This is a genomic window from Hymenobacter siberiensis, assembly GCF_018967845.1.
Taxonomy (GTDB): domain Bacteria; phylum Bacteroidota; class Bacteroidia; order Cytophagales; family Hymenobacteraceae; genus Hymenobacter; species Hymenobacter siberiensis.
This window is the reverse complement of the sequence record NZ_JAHLZZ010000004.1, coordinates 20,617-46,847: the sequence shown is the minus strand read 5'-3', so window position 1 is coordinate 46,847 and position 26,231 is coordinate 20,617. Positions and strand designations below refer to the sequence as shown.

General features: G+C 60.2%; 25 protein-coding genes and 3 pseudogenes. 18 read left to right on the top strand and 10 right to left on the bottom strand.

The genetic code is table 11. The features are described 5' to 3' along the window. A partial coding sequence (locus KQ661_RS21795) for a T9SS type B sorting domain-containing protein (RefSeq protein ID WP_216728139.1) occupies positions 1-559 on the top strand: 559 nt, incomplete at its 5' end. A 291-nt stretch (positions 560-850) separates the two neighbouring features. On the opposite strand, the gene KQ661_RS21790 is transcribed toward KQ661_RS21795, so the two are convergent. Beyond that, positions 851-1,015 (bottom strand): Tn3 family transposase, encoded by a 165-nt coding sequence (locus KQ661_RS21790; RefSeq protein WP_216728138.1) that lies wholly within the window; start codon positions 1,013-1,015, stop codon positions 851-853. Positions 1,016-1,391: 376 nt separating this feature from the next. Here KQ661_RS21790 and KQ661_RS21785 point away from each other — a divergent pair, with 376 nt between their 5' ends. Further along, positions 1,392-2,003, top strand: a complete 612-nt coding sequence (locus tag KQ661_RS21785) for a recombinase family protein (RefSeq protein ID WP_216728137.1) — start codon at positions 1,392-1,394, stop codon at positions 2,001-2,003. A 37-nt stretch (positions 2,004-2,040) separates the two neighbouring features. Here the strand turns inward: KQ661_RS21785 and KQ661_RS21780 are convergent, their stop codons facing one another. From KQ661_RS21780 to KQ661_RS21770, 3 genes are all read right to left on the bottom strand, one after another. Then, entirely contained in the window at positions 2,041-2,274 is a 234-nt protein-coding gene (locus tag KQ661_RS21780) for a hypothetical protein (RefSeq protein ID WP_216728136.1), read from the bottom strand. Between the two features lie 87 nt (positions 2,275-2,361). Then, positions 2,362-3,036, bottom strand: coding sequence for a TetR/AcrR family transcriptional regulator (locus KQ661_RS21775; protein ID WP_216728135.1), 675 nt, complete (start codon positions 3,034-3,036; stop codon positions 2,362-2,364). Between the two features lie 77 nt (positions 3,037-3,113). Beyond that, positions 3,114-4,598, bottom strand: coding sequence for an NADP-dependent isocitrate dehydrogenase (locus KQ661_RS21770; RefSeq protein WP_216728134.1), 1,485 nt, complete (start codon positions 4,596-4,598; stop codon positions 3,114-3,116). Between the two features lie 291 nt (positions 4,599-4,889). Here KQ661_RS21770 and KQ661_RS21765 point away from each other — a divergent pair, with 291 nt between their 5' ends. The 10 genes and pseudogenes from KQ661_RS21765 to KQ661_RS22460 all read left to right on the top strand — a co-directional run. Beyond that, entirely contained in the window at positions 4,890-5,879 is a 990-nt protein-coding gene (locus tag KQ661_RS21765) for a prohibitin family protein (protein WP_216728133.1), read from the top strand. Positions 5,880-5,966: 87 nt separating this feature from the next. Beyond that, entirely contained in the window at positions 5,967-6,467 is a 501-nt protein-coding gene (locus KQ661_RS21760; protein ID WP_216728132.1) for a hypothetical protein, read from the top strand. Positions 6,468-6,517: 50 nt separating this feature from the next. Then, entirely contained in the window at positions 6,518-7,042 is a 525-nt protein-coding gene (locus KQ661_RS21755) for a hypothetical protein (protein ID WP_216728131.1), read from the top strand. Between the two features lie 46 nt (positions 7,043-7,088). Further along, entirely contained in the window at positions 7,089-7,403 is a 315-nt protein-coding gene (locus tag KQ661_RS21750; protein WP_216728130.1) for a hypothetical protein, read from the top strand. A 92-nt stretch (positions 7,404-7,495) separates the two neighbouring features. After that, positions 7,496-8,032, top strand: a complete 537-nt coding sequence (locus KQ661_RS21745; RefSeq protein ID WP_216728129.1) for a hypothetical protein — start codon at positions 7,496-7,498, stop codon at positions 8,030-8,032. Between the two features lie 107 nt (positions 8,033-8,139). Then, positions 8,140-8,655: a hypothetical protein gene (locus KQ661_RS21740; protein ID WP_216728128.1), complete on the top strand. Its 516-nt coding sequence runs from the start codon at positions 8,140-8,142 to the stop codon at positions 8,653-8,655. Positions 8,656-8,883: 228 nt separating this feature from the next. Beyond that, on the top strand, positions 8,884-10,035 hold the full coding sequence (locus KQ661_RS21735; protein WP_235727374.1) for an efflux RND transporter periplasmic adaptor subunit: 1,152 nt from the start codon (positions 8,884-8,886) through the stop codon (positions 10,033-10,035). 58 nt (positions 10,036-10,093) lie between these two features. Then, positions 10,094-13,291: an efflux RND transporter permease subunit gene (locus KQ661_RS21730; RefSeq protein WP_216728127.1), complete on the top strand. Its 3,198-nt coding sequence runs from the start codon at positions 10,094-10,096 to the stop codon at positions 13,289-13,291. Positions 13,292-13,347: 56 nt separating this feature from the next. Next, complete coding sequence (locus KQ661_RS21725; protein WP_216728126.1) at positions 13,348-14,793, top strand: efflux transporter outer membrane subunit; 1,446 nt, start codon at positions 13,348-13,350, stop codon at positions 14,791-14,793. Between the two features lie 337 nt (positions 14,794-15,130). Next, a pseudogene (locus KQ661_RS22460) lies at positions 15,131-16,105 on the top strand (DUF4158 domain-containing protein); the annotation flags it as partial. Positions 16,106-16,137: 32 nt separating this feature from the next. Here the strand turns inward: KQ661_RS22460 and KQ661_RS21700 are convergent. Then, positions 16,138-17,250 (bottom strand): IS4 family transposase, encoded by a 1,113-nt coding sequence (locus KQ661_RS21700; protein WP_216728122.1) that lies wholly within the window; start codon positions 17,248-17,250, stop codon positions 16,138-16,140. A 122-nt stretch (positions 17,251-17,372) separates the two neighbouring features. Between KQ661_RS21700 and KQ661_RS21695 the strand changes: the two genes are divergently transcribed. Beyond that, on the top strand, positions 17,373-17,570 hold the full coding sequence (locus tag KQ661_RS21695; RefSeq protein ID WP_216728121.1) for a hypothetical protein: 198 nt from the start codon (positions 17,373-17,375) through the stop codon (positions 17,568-17,570). Here KQ661_RS21695 and KQ661_RS21690 read toward each other — a convergent pair. Further along, a pseudogene (locus KQ661_RS21690) lies at positions 17,558-18,156 on the bottom strand (IS1595 family transposase). The gene KQ661_RS21695 and the pseudogene KQ661_RS21690 sit on opposite strands and share 13 nt — an antisense overlap. Positions 18,157-18,530: 374 nt before the next feature. Here KQ661_RS21690 and KQ661_RS21685 point away from each other — a divergent pair. After that, the gene (locus KQ661_RS21685) at positions 18,531-18,917 is read left to right on the top strand and encodes a nuclear transport factor 2 family protein (RefSeq protein WP_216727058.1); all 387 of its coding nucleotides are present in this window, start codon (positions 18,531-18,533) and stop codon (positions 18,915-18,917) included. A 159-nt stretch (positions 18,918-19,076) separates the two neighbouring features. Here the strand turns inward: KQ661_RS21685 and KQ661_RS21680 are convergent, their stop codons facing one another. Further along, complete coding sequence (locus KQ661_RS21680) at positions 19,077-19,940, bottom strand: sigma-70 family RNA polymerase sigma factor (RefSeq protein WP_216727059.1); 864 nt, start codon at positions 19,938-19,940, stop codon at positions 19,077-19,079. A 922-nt stretch (positions 19,941-20,862) separates the two neighbouring features. On the opposite strand from KQ661_RS21680, the gene KQ661_RS21675 reads away from it, so the two are divergent. From KQ661_RS21675 to KQ661_RS21665, 3 genes are all read left to right on the top strand, one after another. Beyond that, positions 20,863-21,654 carry a ParA family protein gene (locus tag KQ661_RS21675; protein WP_216691025.1) on the top strand — a complete coding sequence of 264 codons (792 nt, stop codon included), beginning with the start codon at positions 20,863-20,865 and terminating at the stop codon, positions 21,652-21,654. A gap of 46 nt (positions 21,655-21,700) precedes the next feature. Beyond that, positions 21,701-21,982, top strand: coding sequence for a hypothetical protein (locus KQ661_RS21670; protein ID WP_216691026.1), 282 nt, complete (start codon positions 21,701-21,703; stop codon positions 21,980-21,982). A 370-nt stretch (positions 21,983-22,352) separates the two neighbouring features. Then, the gene (locus KQ661_RS21665; protein WP_216728120.1) at positions 22,353-23,525 is read left to right on the top strand and encodes a replication initiation protein; all 1,173 of its coding nucleotides are present in this window, start codon (positions 22,353-22,355) and stop codon (positions 23,523-23,525) included. A 125-nt stretch (positions 23,526-23,650) separates the two neighbouring features. Here the strand turns inward: KQ661_RS21665 and KQ661_RS23250 are convergent. Beyond that, a pseudogene (locus KQ661_RS23250) lies at positions 23,651-24,058 on the bottom strand (IS5 family transposase). Beyond that, the gene (locus tag KQ661_RS23245) at positions 23,983-24,402 is read right to left on the bottom strand and encodes an IS5 family transposase (protein WP_216728117.1); all 420 of its coding nucleotides are present in this window, start codon (positions 24,400-24,402) and stop codon (positions 23,983-23,985) included. The pseudogene KQ661_RS23250 and the gene KQ661_RS23245 overlap by 76 nt, the downstream one beginning before the upstream one ends. Positions 24,403-24,739: 337 nt before the next feature. On the opposite strand from KQ661_RS23245, the gene KQ661_RS21645 reads away from it, so the two are divergent. Further along, on the top strand, positions 24,740-25,078 hold the full coding sequence (locus KQ661_RS21645) for a DUF3471 domain-containing protein (RefSeq protein ID WP_216728116.1): 339 nt from the start codon (positions 24,740-24,742) through the stop codon (positions 25,076-25,078). Between the two features lie 121 nt (positions 25,079-25,199). Here KQ661_RS21645 and KQ661_RS21640 read toward each other — a convergent pair whose 3' ends face one another. Then, positions 25,200-25,760 (bottom strand): cysteine hydrolase family protein, encoded by a 561-nt coding sequence (locus KQ661_RS21640; protein ID WP_216728115.1) that lies wholly within the window; start codon positions 25,758-25,760, stop codon positions 25,200-25,202. Between the last annotated feature and the right edge of the window lie 471 nt (positions 25,761-26,231).

Below are 26,231 nucleotides of genomic sequence, written 5' to 3'. Positions count from 1 at the left end.
CGGAACGCAGCCCGTTTACGTCGTCGTCACCTTCACCGACGGCACGCGCCAGGCCCAGCGCTTGCAGCTGCAGGTGCCGCCGCTGGCCACGGTTCAGGTGCAAGCGAGTGCCCGCCAGTTGGCTTGCGGCGAGGTGCCCGTGGTGCTCACGGCGGTCGGCAGCACCACGGGGCGTTACACCTGGGCCGACGATTCCACCTCCCGGCCCCAGCGCGTGGTGAGCCAGGCCGGGACCTACCGGGTGCGCTTTCTCTCCCAAGGGGGGTGCCTGGCGACCGATTCCATTACCATCAGCCCCTTGGCCCCGGGAACGTGCCTCGTTCCCAACGTCATCACGCCCAACGGCGACCCCCTGAACCAGCGGTTTGTGCTGGCAGGATACCAGCTTGGATATTGGAGTCTAAGCATTTACAACCGCTGGGGACGGGCCGTTTACACCAACCCGCTTTATGCCAACGAGTGGGACGCCGAGGGCCAGCCCGCCGGCGTGTACTTCTACCTGCTTCAACACCCCCAAACCGGCACCAAGCTTCGGGGGTGGGTAGAAGTAATGCGTTGATGTGCGAGGACCAGTGCTGTTAGCTCTGGTCCGGCTGTTAGCGGCCCTGGCAGAACAAGGGCGGGGATTACCACACTAGGGCCATTGCACCAAATGCGTAGTTAGCGTTGCTATAGTTGAGCTAATATTCACAACGCATTGACCAATAACATGCTTTGAACAAGGCAAGTTGTGAGGAGGCTGTTGTAACTATTTGAGCAGCCAGTAAATCATTTCACCGAATCCTGGCGCCGGAAAGGGCCTTCCGATTCAGCAATCGACACATGTTTTTTTAAGCTCAACCAGAAAACGCTAACTACGCATTTGGTGCAATGACCCTAGTTGGTCGTCGATGCGCTTGCGCAGGGTCTGGTCGTCCATATAACGGAGCAGGAATTCGGTACGCACCACCCGGCCCAGCTCGCGCAGGGCCAGGTAGACGGGGTGCTGCTGGGAATAGGAGTTGAGCCGGCGCAAGCAGCGTGGAAGCCGTGACGTGTTTTTGCTTGAGGCTCACCAGCAGCCGCAGCAGCGTATCCAGAAACTGGGCGGCCCAGTCGGGCAGGGCAAAAAAGAGTTGCCGTTGCGGCTGATTGAAGACCGGGGGCTGGTCAAACGTGCGACGCGGGGTCGCATCGAGTAAAGGCAGGTGGCGGACCATTTGAAGGAAGTAAATCCTAAAAATAGCCAGCCATCTTGTACAGCAAAACGAACGTATTTATGTACAAGTTCGTCAACCGCCTATAGCCCGGGGAAGCAAAGCTAAAACCAGTTGATTTAGTACAGAAAACTTGTTCAGCAATCAAAGTACAAACAAGGGTACCTTCGCAACCGATAACTTGTACTTTGCCCCATGAAAATCGGCTACGCCCGCGTCTCGACCCGCGACCAGAACCTGGAACTGCAACTTGATGCCCTGAACAAGGCCGGGTGTGAAACCATCTTTCAGGAACATGCGTCCGGGGCCACCAAAGCCCGCCCGGAATTAGACCGGCTCTTGGCCAGCTTGCGCAAAGGCGATACCGTCTACATCTATAAGCTCGACCGGTTGGGCCGCTCGCTCAAGCATTTGCTGGATATGGTGGCGGAGTTGGAGTTTCGGGGCGTGGGCCTGGTCTCGCTGACCGATGCCATCAACACCACCTCCGCCCAGGGCCGGCTCGTGTTTAATCTGTTTGCCTCGCTGGCCGAATTTGAACGGGAGCTGATTCGCGAGCGTACCCACGCCGGACTGGCTTCGGCGCGCGCCCGGGGCCGAGTGGGCGGCCGCCAGCGGGGCCTCTCGGAGCAGGCCGAACGCACGGCCATCATCGCCGAGACGCTCTACCGCGAACAGCAACTCGGCGTCAACGAGATTGCCCAGCGCCTGAGCATCTCTAAGGTCACACTCTATAAGTACTTACGCCACCGGGGCGTCGTCATTCATAGTCATCGCAAAGCTGCTGTGGGCAAGCAGACCGAGTGAGTTTTGTGCCAAGCGCTCGGTTCAATTCCTTAACGTGCTATTTTTTCCGTTTGACGATGAAGGCGATGAGCACTACCAGCGAGGTGCTCACGGCCCCGCTGCTCACAAAGCCAATCACCGACTGCACGCCCAACGGCAGCGACAGGTTGATAATACCGGCCAGCGCCGCGTACATGTAGAGATAGGTAATGTCGCGCCGCTTGGTGGCCAGCAGTCGCCACAGGCGCTGGCCGGGCGTGAGGGAAAGGGAAGAAGGGGGCAGGTCCGCCATGAGGGAAAAAGCGTCGGATTAGGCAGGGAAAAAGAAGCCGGGACCGGGACCGACCCCGGCGGCTGGCCCGGCGCGCGGGTGCGGCCGTTAGGCCAGGGTGGCAAAAGCCAGTTGGGCCAGGAAGTCTTGCAGGGTGTTTTCGTCCTTGTTCCCGGTGATGGCATCGGTGAGTGAGGGCAGGTGCTGGGCGAAGAAAAGCTGCTTGCGCGCCGACTCCAGCAGGGTGCTCACCAGGGCGTGGGGGTAGGCGTAGGCGGGGTTTATTTCCTGCACCACGGCCACGATACCGGCCGCCAGCTGCTTGTACTCCCGAAACAGGCCCTCCCGGTTGTCGCCGTCCACGTCGCGGGTCAGGTAGGATTTCGACGCCTCGTGCACCACGATGCGGTAAAGCGCCGCTTCGTCGAGTTGGGTGGTGGCCGGGTCGTCCTCATGGGCTCGGGTGAGGATGCCCAGAATCAGGCGCAGCCGCTCACGGGCGTCGGGCACGTTGTGGGTGTGAAACCGAATCTGATAGCGCAGCCAGGCCCAGTGCCAGCTCACGAGATAAACAAGCAGCTTGTGCTTGTTCTCGAAGTAGCGGTAGAGGGAAGCCTCGGTAGACTCCATCCGTTGGGCCAGCTTCTTGAAGGTGAACTGCTCGAAGCCGATTTCGTCAATCAGCAGCACGCTTTCGGCCACCAGCCGGCGGCCCAAATCGGTGGCCTGCGGGTCGCGCAGGTAAAGTTTTTCGTTCAGGTCGATGCGGAGGTGCGCGTTCATACGGTCGGGAAAAGGGTTTTGCACCCAAATATGAGGGTTTTACTAGCAGTACTCACCACAGACTGTCGCGTCAGCCCTTATTCGCCCTGGCCCAGCGAAAAGGCCCGCTGGCCATCCATCAGGTATAGGTGCTCGGTCTTGATGATGTAGAGGTCAAAATCGACCAGGCGGTGCAGCAAGGCCAGCACGTCCAGAAATGAGACGGGGGTAAATTTTAACGCTGTTCCGCTCACCCGCGCGTCGGCCGCCACGAAGCGACAGCGCCAGTGGTCGGTGCAAAACGTTTCGGGGTGACCGTCGGGGTACACCTTCACCCCGCGGTTGGTAATCATCTTGAGCTGCATGCGGTGTCCGGTAAGGGTTTCCAGCTGCCGGCCCAGCGCGTCGGCCTGCTTGCCGTCCCAGCGCAGAAACACGTCCACACCCACCAGCTGCTGCTCAACAGGGGCCTTGCCGTACAAGGGCACGGGGCTGGCGGCGGGGGCTGGCGCGGCCGAGGCGCGCACGGGCATGGCCGCCAGCTGCCGCGGCTCCCGGCCGAGGCGCGCAATCACGGCATCGGCAAATTCCACGGTGCTGACTTGCCGCTGGCTGGTTTCGGGGTGGTAGATGTCGGCCGGGTGCAGGCCGTCCTCCAGGGCGCAGAGCCAGGCGTTGTGCAGACGGGCGGCCACGTCGTGCTGGCCCAGGTGGCCCAGCATGAGCACGGCGGCCTGCAGCAGGCCCGAGGGGTTGGCGATATTCTGGCCGGCGATGTCGGGGGCCGAGCCGTGAATGGCCTCGAACAGGGCCCCACCGTCGCCGATGTTGGCCGAACCGGCCAGCCCGACCGAGCCCGTGAGCTGGGCCACCACGTCGGAAATGATGTCGCCGTAGAGGTTCATGGTCACCACCACGTCGTAGCGCTCGGGCGTGTCGGCTAAGCGGGCCGTGCCGATGTCGATAATCTGATGGTCCTGCGCGATGTCCGGATACTCGCATCCAATTTCCATGAAAACCCGGTGAAACAAGCCATCGGTGAGCTTCATAATGTTGTCCTTGGTCATGCACGTGAGCTTCCGGCGGCCGTGCTGCCGGCAGTAGTCAAAGGCGTAGCGCACGATTTTCTCACACCCCGACCGGCTCACCAGCTTGAGGCACTGCACCAAGTCGGGGGTCTGCTGGTGCTCGATGCCGGCGTAGAGGTCCTCTTCGTTTTCGCGGATGATGACCACGTCCAGCTTGAGGTGGCGCGTGGCTACCGCCGGGTGCAACGAGCGGCACGGGCGCACATTGGCATACAGGCCCAGGGTCTTGCGTAAGGTCACGTTCAGGCTTTTATAGCCCCCGCCCAGCGGTGTGGTAATGGGTGCCTTGAGCAGCACCCGTGTGCGCCGCAACGACTCCCACGCCTCGGGTCCGATGCCCGATGCATGCCCGGCGAGGTACATCTGTTCACCCACCTCAATAAACTCGGGGGCCAGGGCCGCGCCCGCCGCTTCGAGCACGCGCAGGGTTTGGGTCATGATTTCCGGGCCGATGCCGTCGCCGGTGGCTACTGTGATGGGAACGGGAAGGTGCATAACGGATGAATTGTAGTGGAAGCGGAGCCTCGGCCCGACCGAGCTAAGCGGCTGCAAACTTAGCCACGCTTTTCTAATTAATAGCTTTACTTTTCTAAAAAAAAGTAAAACAATTTATTTGGATAGCTTTACTAAAAATAATTTTCAAAAACTGCAACCTTTCGATTATGACTATTGTATATGATAGCAAAACTATTAATAGTGGTAGTTCAACTAAAACCCACCGCCATGACGCAGTTCCCTTTTTTCCGCCCCCGTCTGCGCAGGCTGCGCTCGTTCACTCCCCGCCCCGTGCTTCCGCTTACGGCGCTGTCCGCGCAAAAAGTACTGGGCCGCGAGCTGGTGCGGGCGGTGGTCGAAACGTTCAGTTCCTACTGCCTGCACCGCCCCCTGCTGCTGCTGCGCCGCCCGGCGGCGCTGCTGCTGCTGGCTGGGGCCAGCCTGATGAGCAGCTGCACCACGGTGCGCCAGGGCGAGGTAGGCGTGAAGCGCACGCTCGGCCGCCTCGACCAGCAAATTGTGGTGTCGGGCCCCAAGGCATTCAACCCCTTCCTGACCACCATCATCAAGGTGCCCGTCACGACTCAGAACCTGGAAATCCGTTCCAGCCTGCCTTCCAAGGAAGGCCTCTCGATTGCCTCCGACATCTCCATTCTCTACCGCGTGAAAGCCGACCAGGTACCCAACGTCCTGCAAACCACGGGTCTCGCGTACGAGAACATCCTGATTCTGCCCGTCTTCCGCTCGGCCGCGGCCGACGTGTGCGCCCGCTACCTCGCCAAAGACATGCACAGCGCCGAGCGCTCGGTGATTGAGAAGGCCATTCTCACGCAGATGAACGGAGTGCTCATCACCCGGGGCTTTGAGATTGAGAACGTGCTGCTCAAGAACATTGTCCTGCCCGCCGGCCTGGCCAAGGCCATTGAGGACAAGCTCGAATCGGAGCAGGAGGCCCTGCGCATGGAGTTTCTCAAGCAGCGCGAAACCCGCGACGCCGAGCGCCGCGTGATTGAGGCCGAGGGCCAGAAGCGCATCGCCGTGGTGCGGGCCACGGGCGAGCAGGAAGCCGCCATTATCCAGGCCAGGGGCAAGGCCGAGGCCATGCGCATTGAGGCGCAGGCCGTGCGCCTGACCAACCAGCTCATCAACCGCGACCTGAGTCCGGCCGTGCTCAGGTACAAGTCCATCGAGGCGTTCCGGGAGCTGGCGAAGTCGCAGAACTCGAAAACCATCATTACCGGCGGGGGCAACATCCCCCTGCTCAACACGCTGGCCCAATGATGCCGCTCGCAACGGCGGCGACGCGGCCCGGTCCACCCTGAGTTGCCCGAGACTCCTTCCCATTTCATCTCCTGACCCATTTTCGCCATGTACCGCTTGCTGCTGTTGCTTTTCGCATTGCTGCTGCCCGGCCGGCCCGCCGCCGCCCAGGGGTTAGAACTGGTGCAAAACCGGGCTTTTCAGGTGACCTACGCCGTGCCCCCGCACTGGCCCGTGACGCACCAGCGCACCGACTCGCTGGAAGTGCTCCGCTACCACAACCCCGAGGACAACGCCCGGCTGTGGGTGGGCCAGCTCCGGGGCCGCCATGCCGCGCTGCCGCCCGCCCGCGCCTTGCAGCGGCTGCTGCGCCACCTGGGAGCCACCCGCCACGAGGAGCACCGGGTGTCGTCGCACGGGCTCGACTTTCTGGAGAGCACCGGAACCTGCTTCGTGGGGGGGCGGGAGCTGCGCTACGATGCCCGGGTAACCACCTACCAGGGCCATATGCTGCTCGTGTACTTGTACGCCACCCCCGCCGTCTTCACCACCCAGGCCCCGCTGCTGCACCGGGTCCTGGACAGTCTCACGCCGCTGCGGGGCAAGTAAGCGCTCCGGCCGGCCATCCCCCTTTGCATCACCTTTTTTCGCCCATCGCCATGAAATCGCTGCTCCTGCTGCTCGCTTTGCTACTGCCTTTGGGCCTGCGGGCCCAATCTGAACCCGAAATCCACTACGAGTCCGTTCGCAGTTCCCAGTACCAGCTCCAATACCAGGTACCGGCCGGCTGGGACCAGCTGCGCCAAACGAACGACACCACGGTGTCGGTGACCCATATCAGCCCCGGCCGCGACATGATGCTCTTCATCGGACAGCTGCGCGGTGCCGCCGCCCGCATGACGCCCAACCAGGCCCTGTACCACTTGGCCGAGCAGTTCGGGGTCACGGTCAACAAACAGTTTTCCACCGCCTACAACGGCATTCAGTTTCTGGAGACCACGGGCTCGGGTAACCGCGATGGCCAGGTGCTGCGCTACGATGCGCTGGCCGCTCAGCACCGGGGCCACGTGCTGCTTATCTGCGTGTCGGGCACCCCCGACGCTTTTACGACCCATGAGCCCTTGGTACAGCACGTGCTGCGCAGCCTGGCCCCGGCCAAAGCTCGCCGGGAGCCTAACCGCTAGTGGCTCGCCGGGACTACTCATTCAAACCCCCTCTTTTACGTCAAACATGATATTATTCAATCTGCTCACCCTGAGCGCGCAGCACGCGCAAACCGCCACCGAGCTGGTACTGACCGAGTGCCTGGCGACGGATGTTTTTCTCGATGAGGCCATTGGTAACCACTGCCTGGCCGCCGACGGCACCATTGGCACCCAGCCTCTGTACCGGGTGCTGTTCCTGACCAAAGCCCTGCTCTACCGCCGCATCGAGCTGCTGCTGCAGGCCCAATTCCCAGGCAATGACTTCCGCATTTATGCCACGCCCGTCACCCACGTCAACGACTCCGAAGCCGACCGGGTGCGCCTGTTGCTTCCCGCCTGAGGGGGCGCGGTAACCGGCGCGGGTCTGCCCAATCACCCCGCAGCTCCCGACCGCCAACGCCCCTTCTCTCACCCTTTATTCTCTTTATTCTCATGAAAACGTCCCCTGCTCCTTCGCCCTGGATTTTTATCGCCTATTTGGTGCTCATATTCTATTGCCTGGGCGCGGCGGCCATGAACGAGTTTGTGGAGTACCAAAGCTGGGCCGACCTGGGCCCGTACCTCAGCGCCGCCGACTTTGCCGCCTGGCACGTGGCCACTGCCCAACACACCGTGCCCTTTCTGACGGTGCCGGCCGTACTGCTGAGTGGGGTGCTCGTAATGCTTTACTGGCATCTGCCCCCCGCCGTGCCCCGCGCTGCGCTGTGGCTGGCCGTGGCGTGCCACGCGGTATTTTGGGCCTCCACCCTATTCGTGCAGTGGCCCCTGGAAGACGCCTTGAACCAAGGCAGCTTTTCGCCCGACCTGATGGAGCGCCTGCTGCGCAGCGACTGGGTGCGGAAAGCGCTGCTGCTAGTGGAAGCGCCGCTGGCCATTTACATGGCGCACCGGGCCTTGCGTGCCGCCAACGGGGCGGAGGTGGCCCAGCCAGACAGGCCGGGCCGCCTACCGATTCCCGTCCAGGGGTAATCCGACTCGCTCCGGTGCCCGCGATAGGGCCTGTCCGGCCATACTGCCCTTAAGTACAGAATGCGGCCGCTTTATTTTTTCTTGTTCCACCTCATTTCCCCCTCGCCATGAACCGCTTGCTTTTTCTCCTCGCTTTTCTGCTCCCGCTGGGCGCACGCGCCCAAACCGAGCCCGACGGGCCGTTGCAGTGGGTACGCCTGCCGCAGTACCAGCTCCAGTACCACGTGCCGGTCGACTGGACTCCGGAGCACCAAACCACCGACAGTAGTCTCGTCGTCACTTATTTCAACCCCGACCGCACCCTGCGCTTTACGGCCGGCAAGGTCCGGGATGCCGCCGCCCGCACTACGCCCGCCGAAGCCCTGAAGCGGTTGGCCCGGCAGTATGGGCTAGCCGCAACCCCGCCGGTAAAAGCCACCTACGATGGCGTTCAATTCTTGGAAACCACCGGCACGGGCCGCCTCGACGGCCAGCCGCAGCGCTACCAGGCACTGGCCGCCGAGCACCGCGGGCACCTGCTGCTCGTCTACGTTACGGGAACTCCTGAGGCCTTTGTGGCGCACCAGGCCGAAGTGCGGCGGATTTTGCACAGCATGACCCCCTACGGAAAACGGGTCCGCTGATGGTAGCTGCCCCACCCACTTGGCGGCCCGGGGCGGGCATGGAAGAACGGCACTCATTCATAAAAACATCGCACGTCGAGTCCCTTACCGCGTGGGGCAACAGCGCTTGCTCACGCAATGCCCAGGGCAGCGCCCGCACCAGGGCAGCCTGCTGATAGGGCGGCAGTTTTCCGCCGCTCAGGCCAGTTCCCAACCCGCTTCTTACTCCACTAAATGAGCTTATTGCCGTTGAAAACGTCCCGAAATTTCTTACACAATACCCTGACCTCGGTGCTATGCCGCGGGGCGGGGATGAGCATGCTGGCGGCAACGCTGAACGGCTGCTCCGCCAATGGCAAAAACCCAACGGCAGCAGTATTGGATGTGCTGCCCGTGGTGACGCTGAAAACCACGGAGCAGGAGCTGTTTCACGACTACGTGGCCGATGTGCAGGCCGTGCGCAACGTGGAAGTACGGGCCCAGGTGGCGGGCTTCCTGGAGCATATTTACGTGGATGAGGGCCGGGCCGTGAAAAAGGGTGAGCCCCTGTTCCGGCTCAATGCCAGCGCCTACCAGAACAAGCTGAGCCAGGCCCAGGCGGCCGTGGCCAGCGCCCGCGCCCAAGCCAGCTCGGCCCGCCTGGAGCAGGGCCGGGTGCGGCTGCTGGTGGAGAAGAGCATCATCGCCAAAACCGAGCTGGCCCTGGCTACCAGCAAGGTACACGATGCCGAAGCCCGCGTGGCCGATGCCCGCGCCGCCGAAGCCACCGCCCGCCTCAGCCTGAACTACACGCTGGTGCGCGCCCCCTTCGACGGCATCATCGACCGGCTTCCGCTCAAGCAGGGCAGCATCGTGGCGGAAGGTGCGCTGCTGACCACAGTATCGGACCTGCACGAGGTGTACACGTATTTCAACGTGGGCGAGAGCGAGTATTTGCAATACCTGAAGGCCCGGGAAAAGCACCCGGAGCGGCATTCCGACTCGGTGCGCCTCACGCTGGCCGATGGCACCGCGTACCCGCAGATGGGCCGCATCGAAACCACGGAGAGCGAGTTCAACCCCAACACCGGCTCGCTGGCGTTCCGGGCCCGCTTTACCAACCCCAAGCGGGTGCTCAAGCACGGCGCGTCGGGCCGCATCCGCCTCACCAACAGCCTGCCCGAAGCGCTGCTGCTGCCGCAAAAAGCGGTATTCGAGATTCAGGATAAAAACTACGTGTACGTGGTGGACAAGGCGGGCACGGTGCGCATGCGCAACTTCCATCCGCAGACCCGCACCGGGGATTTCTACGTGGTGAAGGACGGGCTGAAAGCCGGCGAGCAAGTGGTATACGAAGGTGTGGCGGGCCTGAAAGACGGGCAGAAAATCACCCCCCGACCCGTGACGCTGGATTCGCAATAAGCCAAAACGCTGGCGCGCGTTTTTAACGCGCGCCAGCACTTTAATCAGCAACTCCCTCATGTTCAATATCTTCATTCGCCGGCCGATTCTTTCGCTGGTTATTTCGGTGTTTCTGGTGCTGCTGGGCACGCTGGCGCTCTTCACGCTGCCCATCACGCAGTTTCCCGACATTGTGCCGCCCTCCGTGACGGTGACGGCCAAGTACACCGGGGCCAACGCCGAGGTGTGCGCCAAGGCCGTGGCCACGCCACTGGAGCGCGCCATCAACGGCGTGCCGGGCATGACCTACATGAACTCGGTGAGCTCCAACAACGGCGTGACGCTCATCACGGTGTTCTTCAAAGTAGGCACCGACCCCGACCTGGCCGCCGTGGGCGTGCAGAACCGGGTGACGACCATTCTCGACGAGCTGCCCGAGGAAGTCATCAAGGCCGGCGTGACCACCGAGAAGGAGGTGAACTCGATGCTGCTCTACCTCAACATCACGAGCGACGACGAGGCGGCGGGCGAAAAGTTTATCTACAACTTTGCCGATATCAACGTGTTGCAGGAGCTCAAGCGCATCAACGGCGTGGGCTTCGCCGAAATCATGGGCTCGCGCGAATATTCGATGCGCGTGTGGCTCAAGCCCGACCGTATGGCGGCCTACGAAGTGGGCACCGACGAAATCGTGGCCGCCATCCGGGCGCAGAACGTGGAGGCGGCCCCCGGCAAATCGGGCGAAAGCGCGGGCGCGGGCGCAGCCCAATCTATGCAGTACGTGCTGCGCTACACCGGCAAGCTGTTCGAGCCCGACCAGTACCGCAACCTCGTCATCCGCTCGAACCCCGACGGCTCGGTACTGCGCCTGCGCGAGGTGGCCGACGTGGAATTTGGCTCGCTCACCTACGGCATGTCGTCCAAAACCGACGGCAAGCCCTCAGCGGCCATCATGCTCAAGCAGCGCCCCGGCTCCAACGCCTCGGAAGTCATCGCCAACGTGAAAACCCGCATGGCCGAGCTGCAGGCCAGCAGCTTCCCGCCGGGCATGAAATACAGCATTGCCTACGACGTGTCGCGGTTTCTCGATGCCAGTATTCACGAAGTGCTGCGCACGCTGGTGGAGGCGTTTTTGCTGGTGTTCGTGATTGTGTACCTGTTTTTGCAGGACTGGCGCTCGACGCTGATTCCGGCGCTGGCCGTGCCGGTGGCGCTCATCGGCACGCTGGCGTTCATGCAGATGCTGGGCTTTTCGATTAACCTGCTCACGCTCTTTGCGCTGGTGCTGGCCATCGGTATCGTGGTCGATAACGCCATTGTGGTGGTGGAGGCCGTGCACGCCAAAATGCACTCAACCCACCTGCCCGCCCGCGCCGCCACCTTCGAGGCAATGTCTGAAATCAGCTCCTCGCTCATTGCCATTACGCTGGTGATGTCGGCCGTGTTCATTCCGGTTTCGTTCATGGACGGGCCGGTGGGCGTATTCTACCGACAGTTTTCGCTCACGCTGGCCATTGCCATCGTCATTTCGGGCATCAATGCCGTCACGCTCACGCCGGCCCTGTGCGCTCTCATGCTCAAGCACACGCCGCTGGCGGAGGGCGAAAAGCCGAAGGGGCTGATGAGCCGGTTTTTCGCGGGCTTCAACAAACGGTATGAGGCCCTGGCCGGGCGCTACCAGGGGCTGCTCTCGGCCATTGCCGGGCGGCGCGTGGTGACGCTGGCGGTGCTGGCCGCCTTCTGCGTGGGCACCTGGGGCGTGAGCCGGGTGCTGCCGGCGGGCTTCATCCCGACCGAAGACCAGGGCATGGTGTACGTGAACGTGACCACGCCCGCCGGGGCCACCGTGGAGCGCACCGAGGCCGTGCTGGCGCAGGTGCAGCGCATTGCCAGTAAGCTTAAATCCGTGGAGTCAGTTTCGACGCTGGCCGGCTACAGCCTGGTGAACGAGGTGGCCGGCTCCAGCTACGGCATGGGCATGATTAACCTCAAGCCCTGGGACCAGCGCCCGCAGTCGGTGCCGGAATTCATCAAAGAGCTGGAAGAAAAAACCAAAGATATCGCCGATGCCGACATTCAGTTTCTGCCGCCGCCCACGGTGCCGGGCTTCGGCAACAGCAGCGGCTTCGAGCTGCGTTTGCTGGACAAATCGGGCACGGGCAACCTGCAAAAAACCGCCGAAGTCTCGCAGACCTTCCTGACCGCGCTGCGCAAAGACCCGGCCATCGGCGGGGCCTTCACCAGCTTCGACCCCAACTTCCCACAGTACCTCATCCACGTCGACCAGGACATGGCCGCCAAAAAGGGCGTGACCGTTGACGCGGCCATGAGCACGCTGCAAACCCTGATTGGCAGCTACTACGCCTCCAACTTCATCCGCTTCGGGCAGATGTACAAGGTGATGGTGCAGGCTGGCCCCAACTACCGCAGCCGCCCCAACGACCTGCTGGCCCTGCACGTGAAAAACGACCGGGGCGAGATGGTGCCCTTCTCCACCTTCGTGCGCCTGGAGCGCGTGTTCGGCCCCGACCAGCTCACGCGCTACAACATGTACAATTCGGCCATGCTCAACGGCGACGCCGCCCCCGGCTTCTCGTCGGGCGACGCCATCACGGCCATCGAGAAAGTGGCCGCCACGGCCCTGCCCCGCGGCTACGCCTACGAGTGGAGCGGCATGACGCGGGAGCAGATTCTGAGCGGCGACCAGGCCCTGTACGTGTTCGGAGTGGTGCTCATTTTCGTGTACCTGCTGCTGGCCGCGCAGTACGAAAGCCTGCTGCTGCCCCTGCCCGTGCTGCTGAGTTTGCCCACCGGCATTTTCGGGGCCTTTCTCAGCCTCAAGCTATTGGGCCTCGAAAACAACATCTACGCCCAGGTGGCGCTGGTGATGCTGGTGGGCCTGCTGGGCAAAAACGCCATCCTCATCATCGAGTTTGCCGAGCAGCGGCGCCGGGCCGGGGCCACCGTGCTGGCGGCGGCCGTGGAAGGCGCCGTGTCACGCCTGCGACCTATTCTGATGACCTCGTTTGCCTTCATCGCAGGCCTCATTCCGCTGGTGATGGCCAGTGGCGCGGGGGCGCTGGGCAACCGCTCCATCGGCACAGCGGCGGCGGGCGGGATGCTCGTCGGTACGCTGTTCGGCATGGTGCTCATTCCGGGCTTGTACGTGCTGTTTGCTTCGTTTGAAAAAGTGAAAAACCCGGATGCGAATGAGCACGAGAACGACCTGTACGCGGAAGCCCCGCCGCAGGTCCGGGAGCCGGAGCTGGTGGCCTGATAAGCCCGGCCGACCCGTTGTTACCCGTTCCGTTTTTTAGCCCTTCAACCCACGCCATGCGTTTGTTTTCTTCCTTCACTATCAGCTTTTTCCTGCTACTTGTCACCGGCTGCCGCGTGGCCGCGCCCGTAGAGCCGATGGCCAACAGCCCCATCTCCACCGCCTTCGTCAATAACCGCCCCGCCGCCGACACGCTCAATGCCGGCCGGCAGCCCTGGCGGCAGTTTTTTCAGGACCCCGCCCTGGCCGCCCTCCTCGACACGGCCCTGCGCCAAAACCTGGATTTACAGGTGGCCTTGCAGCGCGTCGAAGGTGCCCGCGCCAATTACCTGGCCCGGCGCGGGGCGCTGCTGCCCACGGTATCGGCGGTGGGCTCGGCCGGGGCCGACCGTTTCGGCCGCTACACCCTGAACGGCGTGGGCAACTACGACACCAACTTCTCGCCCAATGTTGAGGGCGCGCGCCGCATCCCGGAAACGTTGACGCCCGACTTCTTCGTGGGCCTGCGCAGCAACTGGGAAATTGACCTCTGGGGCAAGCTGCGCAGCCGCCGGCAGGCCGCGTACCTGCGCGTGCTGGCCTCGGAGCAGGGCCGCCACCTGGTCACGACCACCGTGGTGGCCGAAGTGGCCCGCCTCTACTACGAGCTGCTGACGGCCGACAACCAGCTGGCCGTACTGGCGCGCAACCTCGCCCTGCAACGCGAAGCCCTGAAGCTGATGCGCATTCAGAAGCAGGCCGGCCGCGCCACCGAGCTGGCCGTGCAGCAGTTTGGGGCCCAGGTGCTGCGCACCGAAAGCCTCGCGCACGAGGCCCGCCAGCGCATCACCGAAGCCGAAACCGGCCTCAACCAGCTGCTGGGGCGCTTCGGACGGCCCATCACGCGGGGGCTGCCGCTCCCAGGCCAGGTGCTGCCCGCCCGCCTCGGGGCCGGCGTGCCCGCCATGGCCCTGCTGCGCCGCCCCGACGTGCGCCAGGCCGAGCTGGAGCTGCAAGCCGCCCGCGCCGACGTCGACGCCGCCCGCGCCGCCTTCCTGCCTTCGCTCACCCTCACGCCCTACGTGGGCTTCAACTCGTTTCGCGGCAGCGCCCTCTTCGACCCCACCTCGCTGGCCTACGGAGCCTTGGCCGGCCTCACCGGTCCGGTCCTGAACCGCGCCCAGTTCAAGGCCGATTACCGGCTGGCCGTGGCCGGCAACTTCGAAAGCTACTACCGCTACCAGCAGGCCCTGCAAACCGGCTTCCGCGAAGTGGTGAACGGCTTGCAAGGGCTGGAAAACTACCGCGCCGCCGCCGCCGCCCGCCAGCAGGAAGTAGCCCTGCTCACCCGCGCCGTGGCCACGTCCAACGAGCTGTACGTGGCCGGCTACGCCACTTACCTCGAAGTCATTACGGCCCAGCGCAGCGTGCTGGAAGCCGAGCTGAGCCTGGCCGAGTCGCGTCAGGCGCAGCTGCTGCAAAGCGTGAGCCTGTACCGGGCGCTGGGCGGGGGCTGGCAGTAGGGGTAATACTATGGTAGGAAAAGAAAATGTCGGCAGGGAAAAGCTAACCCGATGGATGCCCCATAAAACGGTCGTGGCTGTTGCAGAACTTTATTAGGCCTCATCGATGGGTTGTGCAAACTCCTAGCTGCCCGGAAATAGCGCTTCACAGGCCATTTTATCCGCTTAATGCCCGCCTAATCGGCTTTTCAGCTCGTTGCGCCGCGTTCTGTAACAGCCACGGTCGTTTTTCTGAACAAGCGTGCAGAGGTGAACAGCGGCTAATTGGGGTTCCATTGGCCAAATGGAACAGAATCATCACTTTTAGCTCACCCATTGCGCTACGCCTTCCGCTCCCATGCTCCGTCGTTCCACTTTATCGGCAGCGGAACGGGAACAACTCCTGGCGCTGCCCGAAAGCCCGGAGGAGTTCATCAGGCAGTACACGTTCAGTGAAGCCGACCTGTCGCTGATTCACCAACACCGGGGCGCGGCCAACCGCTTGGGGTTCGCCGTGCAACTCTGCTACCTGCGCTTTCCGGGTGTAGTGTTGGGGTTGGACCAGTTGCCGCCTCCCCCCTTGCTCGCGTTTGTGGCCACCCAGTTGAAGCTGGCGGTCCCGGACTGGTCCGTGTATGGCCAGCGCGAGTAGACCCGGCGCGAACACCTGTCGGAACTGCAAGCGGCGTTTGGGTTCCAAACGTTTGGCTTGCCGCATTACCGGGCCGCCGTGACGTGGCTGGCCGAAGTCGCTCGGCAAACGGATAAAGGCGTGGTGCTTGTCCAGGCCCTGATGAGGCATTTACGCCGCCGGGGCGCATCCTGTTACCCACGGTCGCCGTCCTCCAACGCCTCAGCGCGGATGCCCTGAAGCGGGCCAATCGCTGGCTTTACCAGACACTGACCAAGGACCTGACCCCGGAAACCCAACAGGCATTGGAACACCTGCTCACGCGCCGCGAGGGCAGCACCCTGACGTGGCTGGTATGGCTGCGGCAAGCCCCCGCCGCCCCCACATCGCGGCAGCTGCTCGAACACCTGGCCCGCCTGGCGGCGTGGCAACAGCTGGGCCTGCCGGCGGAACTGGCGCGAAGGGTGCACCAAAACCGGCTGCTCAAAATCGCCCGGGAAGGGGGCGCAGATGACGCCGGCCGACTTGGCCAAGTTTGAGCCGGCGCATCGCCTGGCCACGCTGGTGGCTCTCGCCCTGAAAGGCACGGCCACGATGCTGGACGAGCTGCTTGACCTGCACGACCGCATCGTGGGTAAGGTGTTCAACGCGGCCAAGAATAAACACCAGCAGCAGTTCCAGGCCTCGCGCCAGGCCATTCATGGCCTTGGTTAAAAGTTTGGTACAAAGGTACTCTACCCTACTATTTTTATTGTTTGATTTCGAGCAAGTTGTCTCGTAATCCAGTTCAGTAGCGTTTCAACTAGGCGGGCTAACGGGTCATCGGGCCGGATTAGCGGGCGGGTAAGTTGGCGGAGGAGGTTGAGGCCGTGACAAGCCAGGCTCGCGGCCCGGTAGCCGTGCTTCTTGCGGGCAATGGGGTGGCGGCCGCCGTGGGCGGCTGCGCCCACGCCCAGGCAGAAGGCGTAGGCCAGGCTGACGAGGGCCACGAGTTTGCGCAGCTTTTGCAAGCAGCGCAAGTGGGTGGCTTCCAGGTTGAAACCCCGGCCTTTCAGGTTTTGGAAGCACTGCTCAATCGTCCACCGCTTGGCGTAGCGTTGCGCGAGGTGGTTCAGACCGGCCGTGGCAAACAGGTAGACGAACTCGCCCGCCGCCACGGCCTTGACCCAGGCCTGTCCCCAGACCCCGTCGACCTGTACGTGGGCGAAGCGGCGCACCTGCCCCGGCACCAGGCCCAGGTCGGCCACGGCCTGCCGGCGGCCGTCGGCGTGGGTCAGGCAGTGGTGCTTGGGCACGCGCATGACAAAATTCAGTCCGTTGTCTTTGAGCCACTTGAACCACGCATGGCCGACAAATTCCCGGTCGCCTACGACCAGGCCGATGCGGTCTTTCCCCAGCAAAGCCACGCACTTTTCGAGCACCGCGATGCGGTCGGCGGCGTTGGAGTTGCCGCTGCGGTTGTCGAGCAGCTGCCAGTAGAGCGGCACGTGGACCTCGCCCGTGCCGACGGTGACGAGCAGCACGTTGACCTGGCACTGGCCGAAGTCCCACTCCGTGCGGTCCAGGCACAAACGCAGCTTGCCCTGCGCAGGTAATAAACTAAGCAAAAGCCTGGCCACCAGCATGTAATTGAGGTCGAATTCGCGGAAAAAGTCCTGAATGCGCGTTTCGTTCGAGGCGGGCTTAGCGGCGTCGTTGAGGTGCTGGGCCACTTCGCCAAATTGCACGTTGCGGCTCTTTATCAGGCCAATAATGAACTGGCCCACAAACTTTTGGCGAGATAAGTGGCCCACAAACGGGGCCTGTTGCAAAAGCGTCGTAATTTTGGCAGCGAAGTGTTGCTTCACGGGGCAGAACGGGTTTTTGGTGGTTGGAACCCCAAAGGTCGGGCTGCCCCGTTTTTATGCCCTAAAATTTAGTAGGGTAGAGTACGTTTGCCCAAAAGCTGTATAACCAGTTGCTGAGTCCGTTGCGCGTGGTTATCGAACACGCGCACAGCGGTATCAAACGCCTGCACATGGTGCAGGGCACTATCCGCTTGCGGGGCGAATGGGTGCGCGATACGGTGATGGTCGTGGCCTGCGGACTGCACAACCTGCGCGTGCGCAGTCCGCACCGCGCCTATCGCGCACCTGTCCACGCGAAACTCGCTAACTACGCCGAATAAGCTTTATTGAAGCGAAATTCAGACACTTTCAAATGCAGTAAGAAGGTGTGCCTGGGCACGCCCTTGAACTGCTGGAGGCGGGCTTTGGTGAAGCTCCAGAAGGACTCGATGCCGTTGATGAGCGAGGCGCCTTGCACGAATTCGTCTTGGCCATGGCGGACGCGGAAGTGGCGGTCAAAGCCCACGTCTACCAGCTCGTCATAACCGCGCCAGCCATCGGTGTTGACCATCGCGGCCACGTCGATTTTGCCGCTTATGATGGCCTATAAAGTCTTTTTCGAGTAGTCGGGCACGATTTCCGTGATACCTGCCTGCCGCGTTTAAACAGGCCGAAGACGATGGTTTTGCCGCTGGCTCCGCGGCCGCGTTTGCCGCGCACCCGGCGCGTACCGAAGTAGCTCTCGTCAATTTCGACCGCTCCGTCGAGTTCGGCCGGCGCGGGGCTCCAGGCTAGGAGTCGGTGGCGCAACAGCAGGTAGAGGTCATTGACGGCCCGCACGCTCAGGTCCATGAGGCGGGCCGTATCCGAGGCCGTCAAATCCAAGGCAAACAGGCGCAGCAAGTAGCGAAATTTGACCTCCGAAATTTTGCTGTACCTATAATAGCAGTTAGCTGATTGCGTAACAGTGAGTTATGTCCCATTTTTTGAATTTTGCTTCCTAAGCCCCTAAGGTAATTAAGTAGAAAAAAGAGTTTTGTATCGCTGCCTGCTAGCACCGCAGTGGCCGCCCGCTCGCGGTGGGCGGGAAATGCCCGTTTGCGCCCTTCCAGGGTGTGGTAGCGGTGATAACGCTCCCAGGCTGGGGCAAAATCGGCCAGCAAGTCGTCAAATTCAGCCGGTCGCAGGCTGGTCAGAGTCAAAAATTGCCGGGGCCGCTCCCGAAGGGTCTGGTAATCCATACCCAAAACTACGCCCTGCTCTCGGGCAGCAACTTAGCACACCTTTCCGAATTAGGTCTAATGCCCCTCATTCGCGAAATTGAACAGCTCGAGCGCCGCCGCTTCGATGCCCAGGTTGCCAAAGACCAGCCCACCTTGGAAACCATCTTTGCCGACGACCTCATCTACACCCACTCGAACGGCCACCAGGACGACAAGGCCAGCTACTTGGCTTCCATTGCCAACGGGCAGAGCCGCTATGACCAGGTCGACATCGAATCCCTGACGGTGCGGGCGTACAACGACGACCAAACGGCCGTGGTCAACGGGCGGGTCCGGATTGAGCTGGGTCCCGGCGCCGACGGCCAGCCGCTCTTTACGCGCCTCAAATACGTGGTCGTGTACATCCGCCCCGCAGCCAACGGCTGGCAACTCGTGTTCTGGCAGGCCCAAAAGCAGGCGGCTTAGGGGGCATTTCGCCCCCTCAACGCTGCAACGAAGCCGCCGATTCCCGCCGATGCGCGACGGCCACCGGCGCGGCGTTCCCCACGGCTTCCCGAGCCTCTTGCCTGAATTGTCAGCCTATAGCCTAGGCAGTTCTACTGGAACGGAAAGGGGACCAAGGGACTAGCCCAGGTACGATTTCAGCGACTGTGAGCGCGACGTGTGTTTCAGGCGCCGAATGGCCTTCTCCTTGATCTGCCGGACCCGCTCGCGGGTCAAGCCAAACTGCTCGCCGACTTCCTCGAGCGTTCGCGCGACCTGGCCATTGAGCCCGAAATGGAGCGTGATGACATCGGCCTCCCGCCTCGTAAGGGTCGAGAGCGCGCGCTGCACCTCCCGGCGTAGCGAGTCCCGCAGCAAGCCGGCATCCGGCGTATCCGCTGCCTCGTCTCCCAGCACATCGAGTAAACCGTTTTCCTCGCCCTGCACGAAGGGCGCATCCATCGAGACGTGGCGACCTGAGATTTTCAGCGTGTCCACCACCTCGGAGGTGCTTAGCTCCAGCAACTCGGCAATCTCGTCGGGCGAGGGCTCGCGCTCGAACTTTTGCTCCAACTCCGCAAACGAGCGGCTGATTTTATTGAGCGAGCCCACCCGGTTCAGGGGCAGGCGCACGATGCGGCTCTGCTCGGCCAGGGCTTGCAGGATACTCTGCCGAATCCACCACACAGCGTAGGAGATAAACTTGAACCCCTTCGTTTCATCAAAACGCTTGGCCGCCTTAATCAACCCCAGGTTGCCCTCGTTGATGAGGTCGCCCAAGGTCAGGCCCTGGTTCTGGTATTGTTTGGACACTGAGACCACGAAGCGCAGGTTGGCTTTGGTCAGCTTTTCGAGGGCCATCTGGTCGCCCTCGCGGATGCGCTGGGCCAGCTCGACTTCCTCGTCGATGGATACCAGGCTCACTTTGCCAATCTCCTGGAGGTACTTGTCCAGCGACTGGCTTTCGCGGTTGGTAATCTGCTTGCTGATTTTGAGCTGTCTCATGCGGGAACGGCGCTGTTTAGAAGAGGGAATAGCTGCCTATAACTCCCGGTGCGGCAGCTTGGTTCGACGGCCCTGGCGGCAATGCTCCGCCGGAAGGCGCATGTCTGGGGTAAGGGTCTGACTGCCGTCGATGGAGGTCGTTCAGGGTGAATTAGTTGCGCTAAGATGGCATGCTGTCTAGTGCTACTCACATAATATTTGCGGGGCCATGTTCAATAAACGTTATACCGGCCTCTCCCCTACTGGGCCACTCTGCCGAGCCACCGGGTGCCGAAACGCTTGGCGGGTCTTGTGGCCATGTTGGGGCGGGCCCCTCCCCCACCCCAGTCGCGCAACGGGTCAAGTTCTCAATCCCTTCCTGGAGGTTGAACGCATATGAATGGAGTCATGGGCCTCCATTGTCTCACAGGGCATTTTAGGTTTTAAAAAAGCGTCAGGTCCAAAATAAAAAAGTGCCCTGGCAGGCTGGATTCAGTCCTCAAAATTTATATGCGTTCAACCTGATAGATTGACCACATTTCTACTCACGGACACCAATCGTTCAGGCACGAGCCATAGCTTGTTTTTACTGAGGCAAATATTATTCGTCTCTCTAACTACCTACAAGCCGCTTTGCATGTAGGTTCAGCAAACTTGCATACCTGCTTAACTAGGCCTTTCCACTTCGATTAATGGATTCTAGGCTGAAACCAGTCTATGCATGCGTTTCTGAAAAGACCCTAAATGCATGCTCTGAAGCATTTTTGTTCACTATCAGTTCTTACAAGTAATAAAATAAGTACTTGACCCACATGAAACACATGCATTACACGTATTAATTTTATTGCATGTAATAAATGTTATTATTTTATTAATTGCTTTAGAAGAAGTAATTTGTATACATTTGTTGCTGTCAATACTTCTACAGTAAGCACTGCAATCCATGAAAGCAAAAAAGACCGGGCCGCCGCCAATGCGGGTATTGGCCATCACCAACAACAAGGGGGGAGTTGGGAAGACCACCAGTGCCGTTAGCATCGGCGCGGCGCTGCAACGTCAGGGAGCCCGGGTGTTGATGGTGGACTTGGACATGCAAGCCAACCTGACCAACAACCTTGGCGGCGAGCTGGAATTGGCTTCGCACGTAGGGGATGCACTGGTAGGAGCGGTGCCATTGGCTGAAGTAATTCTCACTACCGAGGCCGGCTTGGATTTGGTGCCAGCCGATTTCCGCCTAGCCAGCTACGAACCCATCATCTACAAGCAGAAGGACTATCATACGCGGCTAGCTACGGCTTTGGCAACAGTGCAGGATGCTTACGACTACGTGGTGGTCGATTGCCCGCCTTCGCTGCAGACTTTTACCTATATGGCTTTGGCTGCGGCCGACGCATACCTCATTCCCACCGAGCCGGAAAAGTTTGCCTTCGATGGCCTGCGCTTGGTAAAGGAATTGGCCGACCAGATTGAACGACGTATCAACCCTGGGTTGCAGTTTCTGGGCGTATTCTTCACCCGCTACAACGCCAAGCAACGCAATTCCATGCACGCGGCAGTGGTGCAGGCTGTGCGGGAGGAGTACGGTGAGGAATCGCTGCTGCCTAGCGTGCGGCGCGACGCAGCTGTGGTGCAGTCTCAAGTACACGTAAAGACCATTTACGACCACAAACCGGACTCTAATGCAGCGATGGATTATGCTGCTTTGGCCGAAATCGTCCGGGCCAGGCTGGCCTAATTCATGACCAGCCTCCATTATCTATCCCACCTCACTTCAAATTATAATGAACACGCCTCCCAAAGCCACTCAGGATGCCGTCTCTATGCTCCGCAAACCGGGCACCAAAGCCCAGCCCTCGCACCAAGCGCCGATAGGCCCGCCTAAGCCCGGAAAACGGGTCTATTCGCCTTTCAGCTCGCGCATTACAGCTGAGAACCAACTGTGTCTAGAGCAACTGGCCTATTGGAGCCGCGAAGCGAAGGTGGATATCCTCAACGATGCCCTTGAAGCCTATTTTGCTTCGCGGCCGGACAGCCACCAGGCAATACCTGCCAAACAACGGTAACAGTAAGGACGCTAACTCATTGTTTTACAGTAGAAAATGGCATAAAAAGTGCCGGTGAAAATTTTGATTTTGTGCTTTTTTTTACCTTAAAAGGTTTTTCTATCTGCTACAAAAAAGACGTTTTATTAAAAATAATAAAGCTGCTTTATTCTTATTAGTTTACTATTATAAGTATTATAGGTGCTGTAACTATTTGATTACCAGTGGCCCCAAAGGGTCATCTGCTACAAAAAAGACGTGTATCTGCTACAAAAAAGACGTTAAAAGGAGTGTATCTGCTACAAAAAAGACGTGTATCTGCTACAAAAAAGACGTTGGAACTGATTCACCTGCTACAAAAAAGACGTGCTGCTACAAAAAAGACGTTTACATGGAAAGTTTTGATAAAACTGTGGCGCAACACAATGCGCTTATAAACGCCCGTTTCAGCTTTGTGCCGCTACAGATGCGCCTGTTTTTGGGGCTGCTGTCGCGTATCAGGCCCGATGATACCGACTTCAAGGAGCACTTCGTTCCCCTGAACGAGCTGGTGTTTGACCGCCGGGGCGGGTCGGCCTATGAGCAGGTAGATGATATGTGTAAGAAGCTAGCGTCGTTCACGCTATACATCGAGGACTTGGAGGAAGGCACCCGGCGCCGGCGCCGCAAGCCCAGCTTTACCTACATCCCGCTGATGTCAGAAGCCCGCTACACGGCCGAGCAGGGGGGGGTGCTAGCAAGTTTCAACCCCAAGATTATGCCCTATCTGCTTCAGTTGCGGGAAAGCGGCAACTTCACCACTGCAGATTTGAAGGAGGTGCTAAAGCTGAAAAGCCCACACGCGTTGCGGATTTACTGGCTGCTGAAAGAGTACGCGGACTTTGGCCGGCGCACAATGACGGTGGAACAACTGCGCTTTGTGCTGGATGTGCAGGAAGGGGAGTACCCCCGTTTCAGCAACTTCAAAGCGCGCATCTTGGACAAGGCACAAAACGAACTCGCGGAAACCGATATGCCGTTTACGTTCGAGCTAGAACGGGAAGGCAAGGTGGTAGAACGCATCAAGTTTTTGTTTCAGCTGGCGCTATCTGCTACAAAAGAGACGTTGCCAACGGCGGAGGCGGAGTGGGGCGCGGCACTCGCCCAAATTGGGCTCAATGCCCGTAGCATCGCTCGCATCGGGCAGCAATTAGCGGAGGGCGACTACGACCTTGGATACGTTGATTTTGTTCTTGACCGCATCCAGAAGCAACATCAACTGGGCAAGGTCAAGCGCATGGCTGGAGCCATTTATAAAGCTTTGGTGGAGAAGTACTTGTTGGAGGAATATCAAGAATTGCTGAAAGCAAGGGAAACGAAGAAAAAGCCCAAAGCAGTGGCCGCTAAACCGGTAGAAGAGGTTGCTTACAGAATTGCCGAAGTGCGGGAAATGTATGATAACCCCGGGCCGTATGCAAAGCTGTTGGAGCGCGCGCCAACGTTTGAAGAGCACCTGCAGCAAATCTATTTCAACCAAGGCTTCGCGTACGAACAACGGGACGGCGAAGAGTGGCTGGTAAAGTAATAGGCAGTGCTATATCTGCATGGCTTCAACGATTATTTCTTTCAGGAAGAAATGGCTCGGCGCTACCAGGAACACGGGTATCGGTTCTACGCCCTAGAGCGTAAAAAAATTAAGTAATAATATATTTATCTAAGCCAATCTATCATTGCTCCAATATGCCAGAAGGCCAGGAAGGAGACGACGGTTTTCTCGTAGCGGGTGGCCCGGCGGCGGTACTGCTTGAGGCGGCCAAAAAAGCGCTCGACTTTGTTGCGGTCGCGGTAGGTTTCCTCGTCCATCGGAAGGGGTTAAGTCCGGCCGGGGTGGCTGGGAATGACGGCTTCGATGCCCTTTTCGGCGCAATAGGCGCGGGTTTCATCGCTGTCGTAGGCCGTGTCGGCCAGCACCTTGCCCGGCGCCAGGTCCGCCAGCAGCGGCAGGGCCTGCGGGCTGTCGCCGGCTTGCCCGCCGGTGGCAATCAGGCGCACGGTGTTGCCCAGCGACTCGATGCAGGCGTGGATTTTGGTGCCGATGCCGCCCCGGCTGCGGCCCAAGCGCTCGGCGTCGGCGGTGCTTTTTTTTGGCCGGCCGAATGCTGGTGCGCCCGCACAACGGTCGAATCGAGCATGACCCAGTCCAACTCGGGGGCTTGCAGGGCCTCGAACGCCCGTTCCCACACGCCTTTTTGGGCCAGGCGGTGGAAGCGCTTGCAGACAGAATTGTGCTTGCCGAAGCGTTCGGGCAGGTCCGCCCACGGGCAGCCGGTGCGCATTATCCACACGATAGCGTTGAAAAAAAGGCGGTTATCCTTGGCGGTTACGCCGCAATCGGCGACTTTGCCCGAGAGCAGAGGGGCAATAGCCACCCATTGGGGGGCCGTGATTTCATGACGACGCATATACTTAAATCCTTAATTTATTCTAGGTAACAAGCAGATAACCAAAGGTAATTGTCCTCACGCTCTAGTGATAGATGCAGCAGCAGGTGCTGGGGGTAGAAAAATCGAATCTGCCGTCAAGGCATCTGTTCTTCAAAAACCAGCAGCAAAGCTTTTACAATAGGACTTACGCAGTTTAAACACTAACCAACTGAAAAACAGCAATATAACAAATATACGTCTTGAATGCAAGTCGTTGATTTTCAGGTTGCATAGCTTTTGAAGTGCGTAAGTCCTATACAAAAAGAAGCTAGAGCGGTTTCCTGTTCCGTGTACAGATTTTCATCTATTTTTCGATATGAAAGCCTATTCGATTGATTTGCGGGAGCGCGTGGTGGCCGCCTGTGCCCTGCCAGGGGTCCGCATTTATCAGGTGGCGGCCCGCTCGCCGCGCCTGGTGGGGCAGGTGCTGCCGTACCGCGGGAACACGCGTGTGATACGCTGGAAGGACCGCAGCATTCCCACCGATGAATTTGCGACCTTCAACCTGGACGCCCAAGGCCGGGCCACGAGCCTCAAGCTGAATAATCTGGTGTACGTCCCCGGCACCGCTTACGATTTCCAAGACCTGGATTTGCAGCGGGTCCCGGAAACCGCCGCGGTGAAGCAAAAGACAGTGCTGCCGAAAGCGGCCTAGCAACCAAGTTGAGATGGGAGACTTGCGTTCACGCAAACGGTCCTGCCGTAAACGCGTTCAACCGCTTATCACGTTTTTTAATGCCGCTATTCCATCAGCGTGACAGGCTCCGCTATGCTTCTTAGGCTGTCTGCCCCTCGGCAGCCAGGTACTCCTGCGTGTTTTGAACCTTGGCGTAGAAAGAGGACAGCGCGGCTAAAAATGCCGTCTGCACGTCAGCGGCTTTCACGTGCGCCCCATTTACTTCCAGGTCTCGTGTGGCACAGGCATCTCCGATGACGGTGCATTCAAAGCCCAAGTCGCGGGCGGCACGGGTGGTGGCATCAATGCACATGTGCGTCATCATGCCCGTAACCACAACTTCCGTGACCGCTAGCCTGTGCAGGTGCTCCAGCAGGTCCGTCTCCCGGAAGCTGTTCGGGTAGTATTTCACCACCATTTTTTCGCCAGTTAACGGTGTCACGTTCGCGTGAATCTCGGCCCCTGCTGTTCCGGGCAGGAAGAAGGTCGCGTCGGGAGATACCCCCAGGTGGTGAACGTGGACGATGGGCAGGTTTTTTTCGCGGAATTTTGCCAATACCCGTTTTACGTTTTCGCTGGCTTGCAAGGCGCCCACGAGCTCCATGGCACCATTATCAAAATAATCGTTTTGCACGTCGACGATAATCAGCACTTTGCTCATTTTAGGGTGTTTTGTTCGGGTGAAAGTACGGGATGAAAGTACGGGATGAAAGTACGGGATGAAATGATGGGGAGCCAAAAGCCTGATGACGCACAAATGACGGGTCAGTCCGGCCACTTTGCTAGTCCAGCCGCTGAACCGAAGCGGGCCAGCGTGACGGGGCGGCGTGCAAGGGGTATGGACGAAGGCGTATGCGAAGAAACGGCGCTGCGCAAGCGGGCCGTAGCCAATGAGTACGGCCTCGCCGTTTGTCAGGACTGGGGCGGCCGCCTTCTTATTTAGGGGCTTGGCTTTTACAGTTGCGGCGGTGGGCTACGGCGTCGTGCACCCCTTTTGCGGTGCCTTGGAGTAGTGGAGGCGCGCGTAACAGCGAGGACACGTCTTCGGAAAAGACGTTCAAGAAAACGGTCCCAAGGTAAACGCATGTTGTTCAAAATAAGGAGGGTAAAGCCCATCCGCCCTTTTGCCAGA